The organism is Mesorhizobium sp. M0496 (assembly GCF_040321205.1).
In the GTDB taxonomy this organism is placed as follows: domain Bacteria; phylum Pseudomonadota; class Alphaproteobacteria; order Rhizobiales; family Rhizobiaceae; genus Mesorhizobium.
The window spans coordinates 1-14,814 of the sequence record NZ_JAMYRC010000046.1; the positions used below are offsets into that span (position 1 = coordinate 1).

Genomic DNA, 14,814 nt, shown 5'->3' on the forward strand with positions numbered 1-14,814 from the left:
GCACCACGGCGGTGTCCAACCTCGGCATGTTCGGCATCAAGGATTTTGCCGCCGTCATCAACCCGCCGCATGCCACCATCCTGGCGGTCGGCGCCGGCGAGGAGCGGGCGGTGGTCAAGAATGGCGAGATCAAAATCGCCACCGTGATGTCGGTGACATTGTCGACCGACCATCGCGCCGTTGACGGCGCGCTTGGTGCCGAATTGCTGGTCGCCTTCAAGCGGCTGATCGAGAATCCGATGGGCATGCTGGTCTAACCTGGCCACCGTGCTGGTTCACTGGCTGTTCGTGCGCTTGCGGTTGAGGCGCGGTTTGATCAAGGCACAGGTGGGCGCATGAAAACGGTTCTTTGCTACGGCGACTCGCTGACCTGGGGCTACAATGCCGAAGGCGGCCGCCATGCGCTGGAAGACCGCTGGCCGAGCGTGCTGCGGGCCATACTCGGTGGTGGTGTCGAAGTCATTGCCGAAGGCCTCAATGGCCGCACCACGGCGTTCGACGACCATCTGGCTGGTGCCGATCGAAACGGTGCACGGGTGCTGCCGACGGTCCTGACGACACACGCGCCGATCGACCTGATCGTCTTCATGCTCGGCGCCAATGACATGAAGCCCTGGATCCACGGTAATCCGGTCGCGGCCAAGCAAGGCATCGAGCGGTTGATCGACATCGTGCGCGGTCACGACTACCCGTTCGACTGGCCGGCGCCGCAGATTCTGATCGTTTCGCCGCCCGCGGTCAGCCGCACCGACAATGCCGAATTCAAGGAAATGTTTGCCGGCGGCGACGACGCTTCGGCCCGGCTGGCGCCGCTCTATGCCGCTCTCGCCGATGAAGCCGGCTGCGGCTTTTTTGACGCCGGCACGGTGGCGCAAACCACCCCACTCGACGGTGTTCACCTCGACGCCGAAAACACGCGAAACATTGGCAAGGCGCTGACGCCGCTCGTGCGCGTCATGCTGGAACTGTGATTCAAGGAGAAAAACCGTGGCTGAGAACTATGACGTCATCATCATCGGCTCCGGCCCCGGCGGCTATGTCACGGCGGTGCGTTCCGCGCAGCTTGGCTTCAAGACGGCGATCGTCGAGCGCGAGCATCTCGGCGGCATCTGCCTCAACTGGGGCTGCATCCCGACCAAGGCGCTGCTGCGCTCGGCCGAGATCATGCATTATTCGGATCATCTGAAGGATTACGGACTGAAGCTAGACGGCAAGGTCAGCGTCGACACGTCGGCCGTGGTCGACCGTTCGCGGAAAGTCTCGCTGCGGCTCAATGGCGGCGTTGCCTTTCTGATGAAGAAGAACAAGGTCGACGTCATCTGGGGCGAGGCCAAGCTCTCCAAGGCTCCTTCCGGCGATAAATTGGGTGAGATCGTCGTGTCCAAGACAGCCAAGAAGCCGATGGAGCCGCAGCCGCCGGTGCCGAAAGGCGTCAAGGGCGAGGGCACCTATACCGCCAAGCACATCATCCTGGCGACAGGTGCGCGGCCGCGCGCGCTGCCCGGCATCGAGCCGGACGGCAAGCTGATCTGGACCTATTTCGAAGCCATGGTGCCGAAGGAGATGCCGAAGTCGCTGTTGGTGATGGGCTCGGGCGCCATCGGCATCGAATTCGCCTCCTTCTACCGCACCATGGGTGCCGATGTGACCGTTGTCGAATTGCTGCCGGCGGTGATGCCGGTCGAGGACGCCGAGGTCTCGAAATTCGCGCAAAAGCAGTTCGAGAAGCAAGGCATGAAGATCATCCTTGAAGCCAAGGTGACCAAGGTCGAGAAGGGTGCCAACTCGGTCACCGCGCATGTCGAGATTAAGGACGGCAAGGTCGAGAAGATCACCGCCGACCGCATGATCTCGGCCGTCGGCGTGCAGGGCAACATCGAGAATCTCGGGCTTGAAACGCTCGGCGTGAAGACTGAGCGCGGCTGCATCGTCGTCGACGGTTACGGCAAGACCAATGTGCCCGGCGTCTACGCCATCGGCGATGTCGCCGGCCCGCCTATGCTCGCCCACAAGGCCGAGCATGAGGGCGTGGTGTGCGTCGAAAAGATCGCCAATTTCCCCGGCGTGCATGCCACCGACAAGCTCAAGATTCCAGGCTGCACCTACTGCAATCCGCAGGTCGCCTCCGTCGGGCTGACGGAGGCGAAGGCCAAGGCAGAGGGCAAGGATATCCGGGTCGGGCGCTTCCAGTTCGCCGCCAATGGCAAGGCCATCGCGCTCGGTGAGGACCAGGGCTTCATCAAGACCATCTTCGACAAGAAGACCGGTCAGTTGCTAGGCGCGCACATGGTCGGCGCCGAAGTGACCGAACTGATCCAGGGCTTTGTCGTGGCGATGAACCTCGAAACGACCGAGGAAGAGCTGATGCACACCATCTTCCCACATCCGACGCTGTCGGAGATGATGAAGGAAAGCGTGCTCGACGCCTATGGCCGCGCGCTGAACGCGTGATAAATTAGACGTGCTGGAACCAATGGAACCCGGCGGCAAGGTACTTCGTTTGCGGATGCATTTTCACCCATCACATAAGGAGAAGGCATATGCACTTGAATGGCGTCGGCTGGATTGCAGCCATCATCATCGGCGGTCTGGCGGGCTGGTTCGCCGAGATGGTCATGAAGAGCAACACCGGCATCCTTATGAACATTGTTATGGGCATCGTCGGCGCGGTCGTGCTGAACGCCATCCTTCAGGCACTCAATTTCGGCCCGTTCGGCGTCGGCTGGACGGCCTATCTGATAACCGGCTTCATCGGCGCCTGCCTGCTGATCTGGGCAGGGCGTCTGGTGCGCCGTTAACATCGCTGAAGATCTGCTATGCGAAAAAGGCTGTTGCGGCATGCACCGTCGCGGCCTTTTTCTTTGCGCCGAAAAGTCTTAGATGACGTCATGACAGCGAACGCCTGACTGGCGGTCGCGAACGAACCAGGTTTCCCGATGGTCACTGTCCTCGATACGATCGCCAACGCACCCCGCTTGCGGCATCCGGAAAAGGCGCACAAGCCGGACCAGGACGTGCTGCGCAAGCCCGACTGGATCCGCGTCAAGGCGCCGATGTCGAAGGGCTACGCCGAAACGCGCGAGATCGTGAAGTCGAACAAGCTGGTGACGGTCTGCGAAGAGGCCGGCTGCCCCAACATTGGCGAGTGCTGGGAAAAGAAGCACGCCACCTTCATGATCATGGGCGAGATCTGCACACGCGCTTGCGCGTTCTGCAACGTCGCTACCGGAATTCCGACAGCACTTGATCCCGATGAGCCGGCCCGCGTCGCCCACGCCGTCAAGCAGATGGGCCTGACCCATGTCGTCATCACCTCGGTCGACCGCGACGATCTCGCCGATGGCGGTGCGCAGCATTTCGCCGAGGTCATCCGCGCCATCCGGGCCTCGACGCCTTCGACGACGATCGAAATCCTGACGCCCGACTTCCTGCGCAAGGATGGCGCGCTGGAGATCGTCGTGGCGGCCAAGCCCGACGTCTTCAACCACAATCTGGAGACAGTGCCGTCGAACTATCTGACAGTTCGTCCGGGTGCCCGCTATTTCCATTCGATCCGGCTGCTGCAGCGCGTCAAGGAACTCGACCCGTCGATCTTCACCAAGTCCGGCATTATGGTGGGTCTCGGCGAAGAGCGGAACGAAATCCTGCAGCTGATGGACGATCTGCGTTCGGCCAATGTCGACTTCATGACCATCGGCCAGTATCTGCAGCCGTCGAAGAAGCACCATCCGGTGATCCGCTTCGTCACGCCGGAGGAGTTCAAGTCCTTCGAGACGATCGGCCGGACCAAGGGTTTCCTGCTAGTGGCGTCGAGCCCGCTGACGCGCTCGTCGCATCACGCCGGCGACGATTTCGCCCGGCTGCGCGCGGCGCGGGAAGCGCTTCTCAAGAAATCAGCTTAACCAGCTGATTTCATGCCAAAATTCGAAGCCACACGTCGCGTATCCCACACTCCGCAACAGATGTTTGCGCTGGTTGCCGACATCGAGGCCTATCCGCAATTCCTGCCGCTTTGCGAGGCGCTGACAGTTCGCTCGCGCAAGGAGCGTGATGGGCGCACCGTGCTCCTCGCCGACATGAGCATCGGCTACAAGGCGATCCGCGAAACCTTCACCACGCAGGTGCTGCTGAAACCCGACGAGAACGCCATCGACGTGAAGTACATCGATGGCCCGTTCAAATATCTGAGCAATGTCTGGCGTTTCGAGCCCGACGGCACTGGCTGCGCCGTCCGCTTCTTCATCGACTACGAGTTCAAGAGCAGGATTCTCGGCGCGGTGATGGGAACCATGTTCGATCGGGCCTTCCGCATGTTCGCCGAGGCTTTCGAGAAACGCGCCGACGTTATCTATGGTGCAGCACCCTCGGCCTGACTCTATCCAAGCGCGCGCAGACCCAGCTCCAACGCGTGCCGGACCGTTTCACGGCGGATGAAATCGCGACCTTTGTCGGCAAACAGCCTGTGTTCGGCGGTCACGGTGTGGCCGTCGAGGGCGACGCCGAACCAGACCAGGCCGACAGGTTTTTCCACGGAGCCGCCGCCGGGCCCGGCAACGCCGGTGACCGCCAGGGTCAGGCCGGCGCGCGAACGGGCAAGCGCGCCTTTCGCCATTTCGATCGCCGTCTCGCGGGAAACCGCGCCATGCGCCTCGAGCGTGACGGCTAAAACACCGAGCATGTCCATCTTGGCTTCGTTGGAATAGGTGATGAAGCCGCGATCGACCACAGTGGAAGAACCGGCAATGTCGGTGAGCGCGGCGATGATCATGCCGCCGGTGCAGCTTTCCGCCGTTGCCAGCATGATGCCGCGCTTCTGGCAGGCTTGCAGCAGGGCATTTGCCAGATCGGTGTTGCTCATTCCGGCACCTCGCCGGGAAACACCACGCTGGCGGTGGCAATCGCGGCTATGCCTTCCTCGCGCCCGACAAAGCCGAGTTTTTCATTGGTTGTCGCCTTGATCGAGATGCGGTCCGGTGAAATTGCCAGCATCTGCGACAGGGCCGCGGTCATCGCCTCGCGATGCGGGCCGACGCGCGGCGCCTCGCAGATCAGCGTGATATCGGCATTGGCGATGCGGCCGCCGCGCTCGCGCACCAGTCTTGCCGCATGCTCGACGAATATCTTGGACGCAGCGCCTTTCCACTGTGGGTCGGACGGCGGAAAATGGGTGCCGATGTCGCCGGCGCCGCAAGTCGCCAACAGCGCGTCGGTCAAGGCGTGCAGGCCGACATCGGCGTCGGAATGGCCGGACAGTTTCTTGTCATGAGCAATGGCGACGCCGCACAGGGTGACATGGTCGCCGGGTTCGAAGGCATGGACGTCGTAGCCATTGCCGGTACGTATGTCGGGAAAGCGCACGCGTTCGCCGGAAAGCCGCTGGTCCGCCATCGCAATATCCCGTGCCCAGGTGAGTTTGACATTGTCGGGCGAGCCCGGAACGATCTTTACCGGAATATGCGCCCATTCGGCGATCGCGGCGTCGTCGGTGAAATCTGTTTTTCCCAGATGATGGGCTTTCTCGTGCGCGGCAAGGATGGGCCAGAACGGAAAGCCCTGTGGCGTTTGGGCCGCGTGAAGCCCGCTGCGGGAAACGGTTTCGCTAACCACGCCGGAGGCCGACTCACGCTTCAGCGTGTCGGCGACGGGCAAAGCGGGCAACGCTCCCTCGCGCTCGCCGATGGCGGCGATCGTGCGGTCGATTAGGTCCGCGTCGACGAACGGACGGACGGCGTCGTGGATCAGAACCTGGGCCGGCGCGTGGCCTCTCAATGCAAGCAGCCCGAGCCGGACGGACTCCTGCCTGGTTGCCCCACCAATGATAGCGGTGACACGCTCGGCGTCGGGGCCCGCCGCCTGCAGGAACAGCTCGTGGTCGTCGGCATGGATGGCGACAACGACCTCGCTGGTTCGCGGGTGAGCCAGAAAAATTTCCAGCGTGTGTGCGATGACGGCATAGCCGCCAATGTGTTGATATTGCTTCGGTCCATTGGCCTGCCCGGCGCGCGCGCCGCGGCCGGCCGCAACGATCACCACCGCGATCTTGCCATCCGCACTCGAAACGTGATTTTCACTTGCGTCAGTCATGCTCGGTTGGTCCTAGCGCACGATCCCGAAAAGTGTAATCGGTTTTCGGAAAGATCGTGCGCTAAGTATGAAATTCCAAAGCGTCCTTTGCGCGTCCCAAGGGACGCGCGGCGCTTTGGTCGCGGCCAAAGCCGAAGGCCAGCATTTTCCCAATTGCGCCTTAATGTGGCGTCATTCCGCGTTGCACATTGCCGCAGTTCTGGCTAGAGAATGTGCAACGAATGAACATGCTTGGTTTTTGTGCATGGTTAACTTGACCAAATCGCCTGACTTGACCAAATTGGCAGGGCCGCTTGATGTCGGCGGTGTGAGAATCCGCAATCGCGTGTTCCTCGCGCCGATGTCGGGGATTACAGACGAGCCGTTCCGGCAGCGCGCCCACGCGCATGGCGCGGGCCTGGTCGTGTCCGAAATGGTGGCCAGCGGCGAGCTTGCCAAGGGCAGGGCCGGTTTCAACCTGCGCATACGCCACTCCGGCCTGCCGGTCCATATGGTCCAGCTAGCCGGCCGCGAGGCGGTGCACATGGCCGAAGGCGCCAGGTTAGCCGCCGGCGAGGGCGCCGACATCATCGACATCAACATGGGTTGCCCGGCCAAGAAGGTCACTGGCGGTTATGCCGGCTCGGCATTGATGCTGGATCTCGACCATGCGCTGTCGCTGATCGACGCCGTTGTCGGCGCGGTCGATGTGCCGGTGACGGTCAAGATGCGGCTCGGCTGGGACGAAGGCGCGCTCAACGCGCCGATGCTGGCGCGCCGCGCCGAGCAGGCCGGCGTCAAAATGGTGACCGTGCACGGCCGCACGCGCTGCCAGTTCTATCAGGGCAAGGCCGACTGGCGCGCCATTGCCCGCGTCAAGGAAGCTGTGTCCATCCCGGTCGTCGCCAATGGCGATGTTTCTTCGCCAGAGGAAGCCGCTGCTATTCTCGACCAATCCGGCGCCGACGCCGTGATGGTTGGCCGTGTGCATTACGGCGCGCCTTGGGTCGCAGGCAGCATCGCGGCGGCCGCATTGGGCGAGGCTGTGCCAGGCATGCCCGAAAGTCGGCAAGCGTTGGCCGCTTACATCGTCTCTCACTATGAGGACATGCTGGCGCTCTACGGCGTCGAGAGCGGCCTGCGCCAGGCGCGCAAGCATCTTGGCTGGTACCTCGATCGTCACGCCGGCGATGTCGCTGACGACAGCCGGAAGGCCATATTGACGGCATTCGAGCCTGCGCGCGTCATTGCCTTGCTGCGCGATGTGTTTTCGCGCGACCCGCAACCCTTGAACCTGCGGAGTGCCGCATGAACGCCGTCGCTGGCCAGGGCGTTGAAATGGCGGATGCCGCCCAGATCGTGCTCAACACTATCCGTCGCCCGGTGATCATGATCAGCGAGGAAGGGTTCATCACCTTTGCCAACGCCGACGCGGAAGACTTTTTTCGCTCGAGCGCGACGATGCTGGCGCGCAACACGCTGTCCAAGCTCATTCCCTTCGGCAGCCCGCTGCTGACGCTGGTGGACCAGGTGCGCGAGCGTCGGGCTCCCGTCAACGAATACCGGGTCGACGTGTCGTCGCCGCGTCTCGGCATCGAGAAGGTCGTCGACCTCTACGTGGCACCGGTGCCGGAATATCCGGGCTCCGTCGTGGTGATGTTCCAGGAACGGTCGATGGCCGACAAGATCGACCGGCAGATGACGCATCGGGGTGCGGCACGCTCGGTCACCGGTCTGGCGGCGATGCTTGCCCATGAGATCAAGAACCCGCTCTCCGGCATCCGGGGCGCTGCCCAGTTGCTCGAACTGTCGGCTTCCGACGAGGATCGCGCGCTGACGCGGCTGATCACCGACGAGACCGACCGCATCGTCTCGCTGGTTGACCGCATGGAGGTGTTTTCCGACGAACGGCCGATCGATCGCTACCCCGTCAACATCCATGTCGTGCTCGACCATGTGAAGGCAATCGCCAAGAACGGTTTTGCCAAGAGAATCAAGATAATGGAGGATTATGATCCTTCACTGCCTCCGGTTTTTGCCAACCGCGATCAGCTCATTCAGGTGTTCCTGAACCTGGTCAAGAATGCCGCCGAGGCGATCGGCAGCGACCCGCAGGGCGAGATCGTGTTGTCGACCGCCTTCCGGCCGGGCATCCGCGTTTCCGTTCCGGGCACGCAGGATCGCGTCTCGCTGCCGCTGGAGTTCTGTGTGCGCGACAATGGCTCCGGCGTCTCGGAAGATATTTTGCCGATCCTGTTCGACCCGTTCATCACCACCAAGCCGAACGGCTCGGGGCTGGGGCTGGCGCTGGTCGCCAAGATCGTCGGCGAGCATGGCGGCATCATCGAATGCGAATCGACACCGCGCGGGACCACATTCCGCATCCTGATGCCGGCCTGGAAAGAGGCGCCATACGGCGCCGACGACGAAGGCGAAGGAGATCGCAAATGACCGTTCGCGGCAATATTCTCGTCGCCGACGACGATGCGGCGATCCGCACCGTCCTCAACCAGGCGCTGTCGCGCGTCGGCCACGAGGTGCGCGTCACCTCCAACGCTTCGACTTTGTGGCGCTGGGTGGCGGCGGGCGAGGGCGATCTGGTCATCACCGATGTGGTCATGCCCGATGAAAACGCCTTCGATATGCTGCCGCGCATCAAGAAGGCGCGGCCGGAACTGCCGGTTATCGTCATGAGCGCCCAGAACACCTTCATGACGGCGATCCGCGCATCCGAGACCGGCGCCTACGAATACCTGCCGAAGCCGTTCGACCTGACCGAACTTCTCAACATCGTCAACCGCGCGCTTTCCGAGCCGCGGCGGCCGAAGATCGATGCGCGGCCGGAAGAACAGCCCGATGCAATGCCGCTGGTCGGCCGCTCGGCCGCCATGCAGGACATCTACCGCATGCTGGCGCGCATGATGCAGACCGACCTGACGGTGATGATCTCGGGCGAATCCGGCACCGGCAAGGAACTGGTGGCGCGCGCGCTGCATGAATATGGCCGCCGTCGCGGCGGGCCGTTCGTTGCCATCAACATGGCGGCGATCCCGCGCGATCTGATCGAATCGGAACTGTTCGGCCACGAGAAGGGTGCCTTCACCGGCGCGCAGAACCGCTCCACCGGCCGCTTCGAGCAGGCCGAGGGCGGCACGCTGTTCCTTGACGAAATCGGCGACATGCCGATGGAGGCGCAGACGCGCCTGCTGCGCGTCCTGCAGCAGGGCGAATACACGACGGTCGGCGGACGCACGCCAATCAAGACCGACGTGCGCATCGTCGCCGCCACCAACAAGGATCTGCGCACGCTGATCAACCAGGGGCTTTTCCGTGAGGATCTTTTCTATCGCCTCAACGTCGTGCCGCTCCGGCTGCCGGCGCTGCGCGAGCGCTCCGAGGACGTGCCGGACCTCGTCCGCCACTTCTTCAAGCTCGGCGAGATGGAAGGCCTGCAGACCAAGCGCATCTCATCAGGCGGCATCGAACTGATGAAGCGCTATCCGTGGCCGGGCAATGTGCGCGAACTGGAAAACCTCGTTCGCAGGCTTGCTGCGCTCTATTCGCAAGACGAGATTTCCGCCGAGATCATCGAGGCGGAACTCAAGACCGGCGAACGTCCGGTGGTGCCGGGCGGCGGCAACCTCATTCCCGACGACCTGTCGATCGGCCAGGCGGCCGAGCATTTCCTGCAGCGCTATTTTGCATCCTTTGCCGGCGAATTGCCGCCCGCCGGCCTCTACCAGCGCATTCTGGCCGAGGTCGAATATCCGCTGGTCCTGGCCTCGATGACGGCAACCCGCGGCAACCAGATCAAGGCCGCGGAATTGCTGGGCTTGAACCGCAACACGCTGCGCAAGAAGATTCGCGAACTCGGCGTCAACGTCTACAAATCGTCGCGGCAGGGCTGAGCCTGATCTGAGCCCGGTTTTTTCAGGGGACCGGCTCGCGAAAGATTTCCGTCTCGGTCACACTTGTTGCATAATCGCCACAATGCGTTGCATACATCCGACGCAATCATGGCTCTAGACGGCGACATGGCTCCGCAGGCACCGACAACAAACCAACCGCTTTTCAGCGAACCCGGCGCGCGTGACGGGCGCCGGCTGCTGGCGCTGCCCGGCGTGGTCGCGGTCGTCGGCGCGCTGATGACGGCGGCGATCTCGTTCACCATCCTTGTCGGCGCCACGCCGATCACGCCGAACGAATCGACGACGCTGGCGCTGATTGCCCTCAACGCCGCTTTCGTCCTGTTCCTCATAGCGCTGGTCGGGCGTGAAGTGCACCGCATCCTGATGGCGCGCCGGCACGGCAAGGCCGCCTCGCGGCTGCATGTGCGCATCGTCGCCATGTTCGCTCTGGTTGCCGCCATTCCCGCCATCATGGTGGCCATCATCGCGTCGATCACGCTCGATATCGGTCTCGACCGCTGGTTCGAGATTCGCACCAAGACGATCGTCAATTCGTCGCTGTCGATTGCCGACGCCTATGTCCAGGAAAACGCCCGCAACCTGCAGGGCACGACGCTATCGATGGCCTACGATCTCGACGCGTCAAGGACGCTCTACGGTCTCGATCGTACTGGCTTTCTCGACCTGATGAACAAGGAAGCCGTGGGCCGATCGCTGGCGCATGCGGCGTTGATCAAGCCGGACGGCTCTTTTGTCATGAGCGCCAAGACCGACACGGATTTCGCCATGCCCGAGCCGCCGGAAGGCGCCGTAGCCAGCGCTTCCGACGGCAAGCCGGTGCTGATCGAGCCGAAAACGCGTAACATCATGGGCGCCATCGTCAAGCTGCGCGAGATAGAAGGCCTCTATCTCTACACCATTCGCCTCGTCGATCCCGAGGTGATCAAGGCGCGGCAGATCGTCAGGTCCAACACCGACGAATATCGCGGGCTGGAAGACAACCGCCGCACCTCGCAGGTGGCGTTCGCGCTGCCCTATCTGTCGCTGACGCTGATCATCATCCTGTCCGCGATCTGGACCGGCATCGCCGTCGCCGACCGTCTGGTGCGGCCCATTCGCCAGCTTATCGGCGCCGCTGACGAGGTGGCGACCGGCAATCTCGATGTCGCGGTTCCGGTCAGGCCATCGGATGGCGATGTCGCCTCCCTCGGCGACACATTCAACAAGATGCTTCTGGAGCTGAAATCACAGCGTAACGAGATCCTGTCCGCGAAGGACCTGATCGATGAGAGGCGCCGCTTCTCGGAGGCCGTGCTTGCTGGCGTCACCGCCGGCGTCATCGGCGTCGATCCCTACGGCATCGTTACCATCGTCAACCGCTCGGCCGAGGCGATGCTGGCCATTTCAGCCAACGCCGCCCTTGGGCAGAACCTCTCAGCCGTGCTGCCGCATGTCGGCCGCGTCTTCGAAATCGGCCGCAAGTCCGGCAAACCCGTCTACCGCGAGCAGGTCACCTTCTACCGTGCGGGCGCCGAGCGGACCTTCAATGTGCAGATCACCATCGAGGCCGGCGATGACGGCTCGGAGGAAAAGTCCTATGTCGTGACGGTCGACGACATCACCGATCTGGTGCAGGCGCAGCGCTCCTCCGCCTGGGCGGACGTGGCACGGCGTATCGCCCACGAGATCAAGAACCCGCTGACGCCGATCCAGCTCTCGGCCGAACGCATCAAGCGCCGCTACGGCAAGGTGATTACCGAGGACCGCGAGGTTTTCGATCAATGCACCGACACCATCATCCGTCAGGTTGAGGATATCGGCCGTATGGTCGACGAGTTCTCGGCTTTCGCGCGCATGCCCAAGCCCGAGATGAAGGCTATCGACCTGCGCGAATCGCTGCGCGAGGCTTCGTTCCTGGTCGAAGTCAGCCGCGCCGACATCACTTTCGAGCGGATATTCGGCACCGAACCGCTCAAGGGTACCTTCGACAGCCGGCTGATGGCGCAGGCTTTCGGCAATGTGATCAAGAACGCCGCCGAGGCAATCGACGGATTGGAACAGAAGGATGGTTCGCACGGCATAATCCGGATTCAAGCGGGGCGTCAGAATGGTGCGATTCGAATCGACGTCATCGATAATGGCAAAGGTCTGCCGCGCGAGAATCGCCAACGGCTGCTCGAGCCTTACATGACCACACGCGAGAAGGGCACCGGACTTGGCCTCGCTATCGTCAAGAAGATCGTAGAGGACCATGGCGGCAGGCTGGAACTACACGATGCTCCTGCGAACTTCCACGATGGGCGCGGCGCGATGATCAGCATCATCCTGCCGCCTGCGGCCGCAACGGCCCCGCGCGGCGAAAGCAGGGCGGAAAACGAAAGAGAAACTGAAAAGGTCGGTAATGGCGTCTGATATTCTCATCGTCGATGACGAGGAAGACATCCGTGAACTCGTTGCGGGCATACTGAGCGACGAAGGTCACGAAACCCGCACGGCATTCGATGCCGACAGCGCCCTGGCGGCGATCGCCGACCGGGCGCCGCGGCTGATTTTCCTCGACATCTGGCTGCAGGGCTCGCGCCTGGACGGGCTGGCGCTGCTCGACGAGATCAAGACGATGCACCCGACCTTGCCGGTGGTGATGATCTCCGGCCACGGCAACATCGAAACGGCGGTCTCCGCCATTCGTCGCGGCGCCTATGACTTCATCGAAAAGCCGTTCAAGGCCGACAGGCTGATCCTCATTGCCGAGCGTGCGCTGGAGACCTCGAAATTGCGGCGTGAGGTTTCCGACCTCAAGCTGCGCAGCGGCGAAACCTTCGATCTGATCGGCATGTCGTCGGCGATGAGCCAGCTGCGCCAGACCATCGAGCGCGTGGCGCCCACCAACAGCCGCGTGATGATCATCGGCCCGTCAGGCTCGGGCAAGGAGCTGGCCGCGCGCGCCATCCACACGCTGTCGGCGCGCAAGGGCGCACCTTTCGTGACGCTGAGCGCCGCCAACATCACGCCCGAGCGCATGGAGATCGAGCTGTTCGGCACCGAATCGAACGGCGTCGAGCGCAAGGTCGGCGCGCTGGAGGAGGCCCATCGCGGCATTCTCTACATCGACGAAGTGGCCGACATGCCGCGCGAGACGCAGAACAAGATCCTGCGCGTGCTGGTCGAGCAGCAGTTCGAGCGGGTAGGGGGCACCAAGCGGGTCAAGGTAGATGTCCGCATCATCTCCTCGACCTCGCAGAACCTCGAAGCGATGATCGCCGACGGCCGTTTCCGCGAGGATCTTTATCATCGCCTGGCGGTGGTTCCGGTCATGGTCCCGGGACTGGCCGAGCGGCGCGAGGACATTCCCTATCTCGTCGACAATTTCATGAAGCAGATCGCGCGTCAGGCCGGCATCAAGCCGCGCCGCATCGGCGATGACGCGTTGGCCGTGCTGCAGGCGCACAACTGGCCGGGCAACGTCCGCCAGCTGCGCAACAATGTTGAGCGCCTGATGATCCTGGCGCGCGGCGACAACGTCGATGCGCCAATCACCGCGGATCTGTTGCCGGCCGAGATCGGCGATGTCATGCCGCGCACGCCGAATCAATCCGACCAGCACATCATGGCGCTGCCGTTGCGCGAGGCGCGCGAACAATTCGAGAAGGACTACCTGATCGCCCAGATCAACCGGTTCGGTGGCAACATCTCGAAAACTGCCGAGTTCATCGGCATGGAGCGCTCCGCCTTGCACCGCAAGCTGAAGTCGCTGGGCGTCTGACGCGCGACGTCCAGCCATCCGCACTTGCGCCAAGCATTTGCCGGTTACGGCGGCGGCGGAATCGCATAAGAAAGCCCGAGAATTTCTGAGGGGTCGCCAATGCCGCGCATTGCCTATGTCAACGGGCGCTATGTCACGCACGCGGACGCTGCCGTGCATATCGAGGATCGCGGCTATCAGTTCGCCGACGGTGTCTATGAGGTCTGCGAGGTAGCACGTGGCTTCATTGTCGACATGCCGCGCCATCTGGCGCGGTTGAACCGCTCACTGACCGAATTGTCGATCGCATGGCCAGTCACCTCCCACGTGCTGCCGCTGATCCTGCGCGAGGTGGTCAACCGCAATCATGTCGCCAATGGCTTGGTCTATGTCCAGGTGACGCGCGGCGTTGCCAGCCGCGACTTTGTCTTCCCCTCCGCCGACACCAAGCCATCCTTGGTGGTCACCGCCAGGAAGGCCGATCCGGCCGCCGGAACAAAGCGCGCCGAGGCTGGCATCGCCGTCATCACCGTGCCCGAGAACCGCTGGGACAGGGTCGACATCAAGACAGTCGGGCTGCTGCCCAATGTATTGGCCAAGCAGAAGGCCAAGGAAGCCGGCGCGCAGGAAGCATGGTTCGTCGACACCGACGGCAACGTCAAGGAAGGCGGATCGTCCAACGCCTGGATCGTCACCAGGGACGGCGTCCTGGTCACCAGGCCGGCCGAACATGGCATCCTGCGCGGCATTACCCGCACGACCATGTTCGAAGTGGCCGCAAAGCTTGGCCTGAAGATCGAGGAGCGTGGTTTTTCCGTCGCCGAGGCCAAGGCGGCACGCGAGGCATTCATCAGCTCCGCAACGACAATCGCCATGCCGGTTGTGGCCATCGATGGCGATCCCGTCGCCAATGGGCACCCCGGCTCAGTAACACTTTCGTTGCGGCAAGCCTTTTTTGACATTGCGGAAAAAAGTCCAGCCTGATAACCGCACAGGTGGAATGAACATCAATATATCTCGTTCTGCTTGTCGTTACTGACGACAAGACGGTGTTTGCGAGCTTGACATGTGCCCGTTAATTTGGCGCATTGGCTTGCAAAC

Annotated in this window: 14 protein-coding genes; 12 read left to right on the forward strand and 2 right to left on the reverse strand. The window is 62.6% G+C overall.

What is annotated here, in order from left to right; genetic code table 11:
- The 6 genes from NKI73_RS27900 to NKI73_RS27925 form a co-directional block, all read left to right on the forward strand.
- A partial coding sequence (locus NKI73_RS27900; protein ID WP_352634480.1) for a 2-oxo acid dehydrogenase subunit E2 occupies positions 1-257 on the forward strand: 257 nt, incomplete at its 5' end.
- Between the two features lie 78 nt (positions 258-335).
- Positions 336-971 carry an SGNH/GDSL hydrolase family protein gene (locus NKI73_RS27905; protein WP_352634482.1) on the forward strand — a complete coding sequence of 212 codons (636 nt, stop codon included), beginning with the start codon at positions 336-338 and terminating at the stop codon, positions 969-971.
- 16 nt (positions 972-987) lie between these two features.
- On the forward strand, positions 988-2,451 hold the full coding sequence (gene lpdA / locus NKI73_RS27910) for a dihydrolipoyl dehydrogenase (RefSeq protein WP_352634484.1): 1,464 nt from the start codon (positions 988-990) through the stop codon (positions 2,449-2,451).
- Positions 2,452-2,540: 89 nt separating this feature from the next.
- Positions 2,541-2,798 carry a GlsB/YeaQ/YmgE family stress response membrane protein gene (locus tag NKI73_RS27915; RefSeq protein WP_183452659.1) on the forward strand — a complete coding sequence of 86 codons (258 nt, stop codon included), beginning with the start codon at positions 2,541-2,543 and terminating at the stop codon, positions 2,796-2,798.
- A 138-nt stretch (positions 2,799-2,936) separates the two neighbouring features.
- Positions 2,937-3,902 (forward strand): lipoyl synthase, encoded by a 966-nt coding sequence (lipA, locus tag NKI73_RS27920; protein ID WP_352634486.1) that lies wholly within the window; start codon positions 2,937-2,939, stop codon positions 3,900-3,902.
- A 12-nt stretch (positions 3,903-3,914) separates the two neighbouring features.
- Positions 3,915-4,373 carry a type II toxin-antitoxin system RatA family toxin gene (locus NKI73_RS27925; RefSeq protein WP_352634489.1) on the forward strand — a complete coding sequence of 153 codons (459 nt, stop codon included), beginning with the start codon at positions 3,915-3,917 and terminating at the stop codon, positions 4,371-4,373.
- Between the two features lie 2 nt (positions 4,374-4,375).
- Here the strand turns inward: NKI73_RS27925 and NKI73_RS27930 are convergent, their stop codons facing one another.
- Both NKI73_RS27930 and NKI73_RS27935 read right to left on the reverse strand, forming a co-directional pair.
- Positions 4,376-4,858, reverse strand: a complete 483-nt coding sequence (locus NKI73_RS27930; RefSeq protein WP_352634491.1) for a CinA family protein — start codon at positions 4,856-4,858, stop codon at positions 4,376-4,378.
- On the reverse strand, positions 4,855-6,084 hold the full coding sequence (locus tag NKI73_RS27935) for a bifunctional 2-C-methyl-D-erythritol 4-phosphate cytidylyltransferase/2-C-methyl-D-erythritol 2,4-cyclodiphosphate synthase (protein WP_352634493.1): 1,230 nt from the start codon (positions 6,082-6,084) through the stop codon (positions 4,855-4,857). Before NKI73_RS27935 ends, NKI73_RS27930 begins: the two co-directional genes overlap by 4 nt.
- A gap of 244 nt (positions 6,085-6,328) precedes the next feature.
- Between NKI73_RS27935 and dusB the strand changes: the two genes are divergently transcribed.
- The 6 genes from dusB (at position 6,329) to NKI73_RS27965 (ending at position 14,697) form a co-directional block, all read left to right on the forward strand.
- Positions 6,329-7,375 (forward strand): tRNA dihydrouridine synthase DusB, encoded by a 1,047-nt coding sequence (gene dusB / locus NKI73_RS27940; RefSeq protein ID WP_352634495.1) that lies wholly within the window; start codon positions 6,329-6,331, stop codon positions 7,373-7,375.
- Positions 7,372-8,514 (forward strand): two-component system sensor histidine kinase NtrB, encoded by a 1,143-nt coding sequence (locus NKI73_RS27945; protein WP_352634497.1) that lies wholly within the window; start codon positions 7,372-7,374, stop codon positions 8,512-8,514. The genes dusB and NKI73_RS27945 overlap by 4 nt, the downstream gene beginning before the upstream one ends.
- Positions 8,511-9,971 carry a nitrogen regulation protein NR(I) gene (ntrC, locus tag NKI73_RS27950; RefSeq protein WP_352634499.1) on the forward strand — a complete coding sequence of 487 codons (1,461 nt, stop codon included), beginning with the start codon at positions 8,511-8,513 and terminating at the stop codon, positions 9,969-9,971. Before NKI73_RS27945 ends, ntrC begins: the two co-directional genes overlap by 4 nt.
- 126 nt (positions 9,972-10,097) lie before the next feature.
- The gene (locus NKI73_RS27955) at positions 10,098-12,383 is read left to right on the forward strand and encodes a sensor histidine kinase NtrY-like (RefSeq protein ID WP_352634501.1); all 2,286 of its coding nucleotides are present in this window, start codon (positions 10,098-10,100) and stop codon (positions 12,381-12,383) included.
- Complete coding sequence (ntrX, locus tag NKI73_RS27960; RefSeq protein ID WP_352634502.1) at positions 12,373-13,734, forward strand: nitrogen assimilation response regulator NtrX; 1,362 nt, start codon at positions 12,373-12,375, stop codon at positions 13,732-13,734. Before NKI73_RS27955 ends, ntrX begins: the two co-directional genes overlap by 11 nt.
- Positions 13,735-13,833: 99 nt before the next feature.
- Positions 13,834-14,697 (forward strand): D-amino-acid transaminase, encoded by an 864-nt coding sequence (locus tag NKI73_RS27965; RefSeq protein ID WP_352634504.1) that lies wholly within the window; start codon positions 13,834-13,836, stop codon positions 14,695-14,697.
- The last annotated feature ends 117 nt before the right edge of the window (positions 14,698-14,814 follow it).

What these genes read in the sequence shown, in the direction of transcription:
- NKI73_RS27905 (WP_352634482.1), top strand. Translation starts at nt 336, where the DNA reads ATGAAAACGGTTCTTTGCTACGGCGACTCGCTGACCTGGGGCTACAAT.
- NKI73_RS27915 (WP_183452659.1), top strand. Translation starts at nt 2,541, where the DNA reads ATGCACTTGAATGGCGTCGGCTGGATTGCAGCCATCATCATCGGCGGT.
- lipA (WP_352634486.1), top strand. Translation starts at nt 2,937, where the DNA reads ATGGTCACTGTCCTCGATACGATCGCCAACGCACCCCGCTTGCGGCAT.
- NKI73_RS27925 (WP_352634489.1), top strand. Translation starts at nt 3,915, where the DNA reads ATGCCAAAATTCGAAGCCACACGTCGCGTATCCCACACTCCGCAACAG.
- NKI73_RS27930 (WP_352634491.1), bottom strand. Translation starts at nt 4,858, where the DNA reads ATGAGCAACACCGATCTGGCAAATGCCCTGCTGCAAGCCTGCCAGAAG.
- NKI73_RS27935 (WP_352634493.1), bottom strand. Translation starts at nt 6,084, where the DNA reads ATGACTGACGCAAGTGAAAATCACGTTTCGAGTGCGGATGGCAAGATC.
- dusB (WP_352634495.1), top strand. Translation starts at nt 6,329, where the DNA reads ATGGTTAACTTGACCAAATCGCCTGACTTGACCAAATTGGCAGGGCCG.
- NKI73_RS27945 (WP_352634497.1), top strand. Translation starts at nt 7,372, where the DNA reads ATGAACGCCGTCGCTGGCCAGGGCGTTGAAATGGCGGATGCCGCCCAG.
- ntrC (WP_352634499.1), top strand. Translation starts at nt 8,511, where the DNA reads ATGACCGTTCGCGGCAATATTCTCGTCGCCGACGACGATGCGGCGATC.
- NKI73_RS27955 (WP_352634501.1), top strand. Translation starts at nt 10,098, where the DNA reads ATGGCTCCGCAGGCACCGACAACAAACCAACCGCTTTTCAGCGAACCC.
- ntrX (WP_352634502.1), top strand. Translation starts at nt 12,373, where the DNA reads ATGGCGTCTGATATTCTCATCGTCGATGACGAGGAAGACATCCGTGAA.
- NKI73_RS27965 (WP_352634504.1), top strand. Translation starts at nt 13,834, where the DNA reads ATGCCGCGCATTGCCTATGTCAACGGGCGCTATGTCACGCACGCGGAC.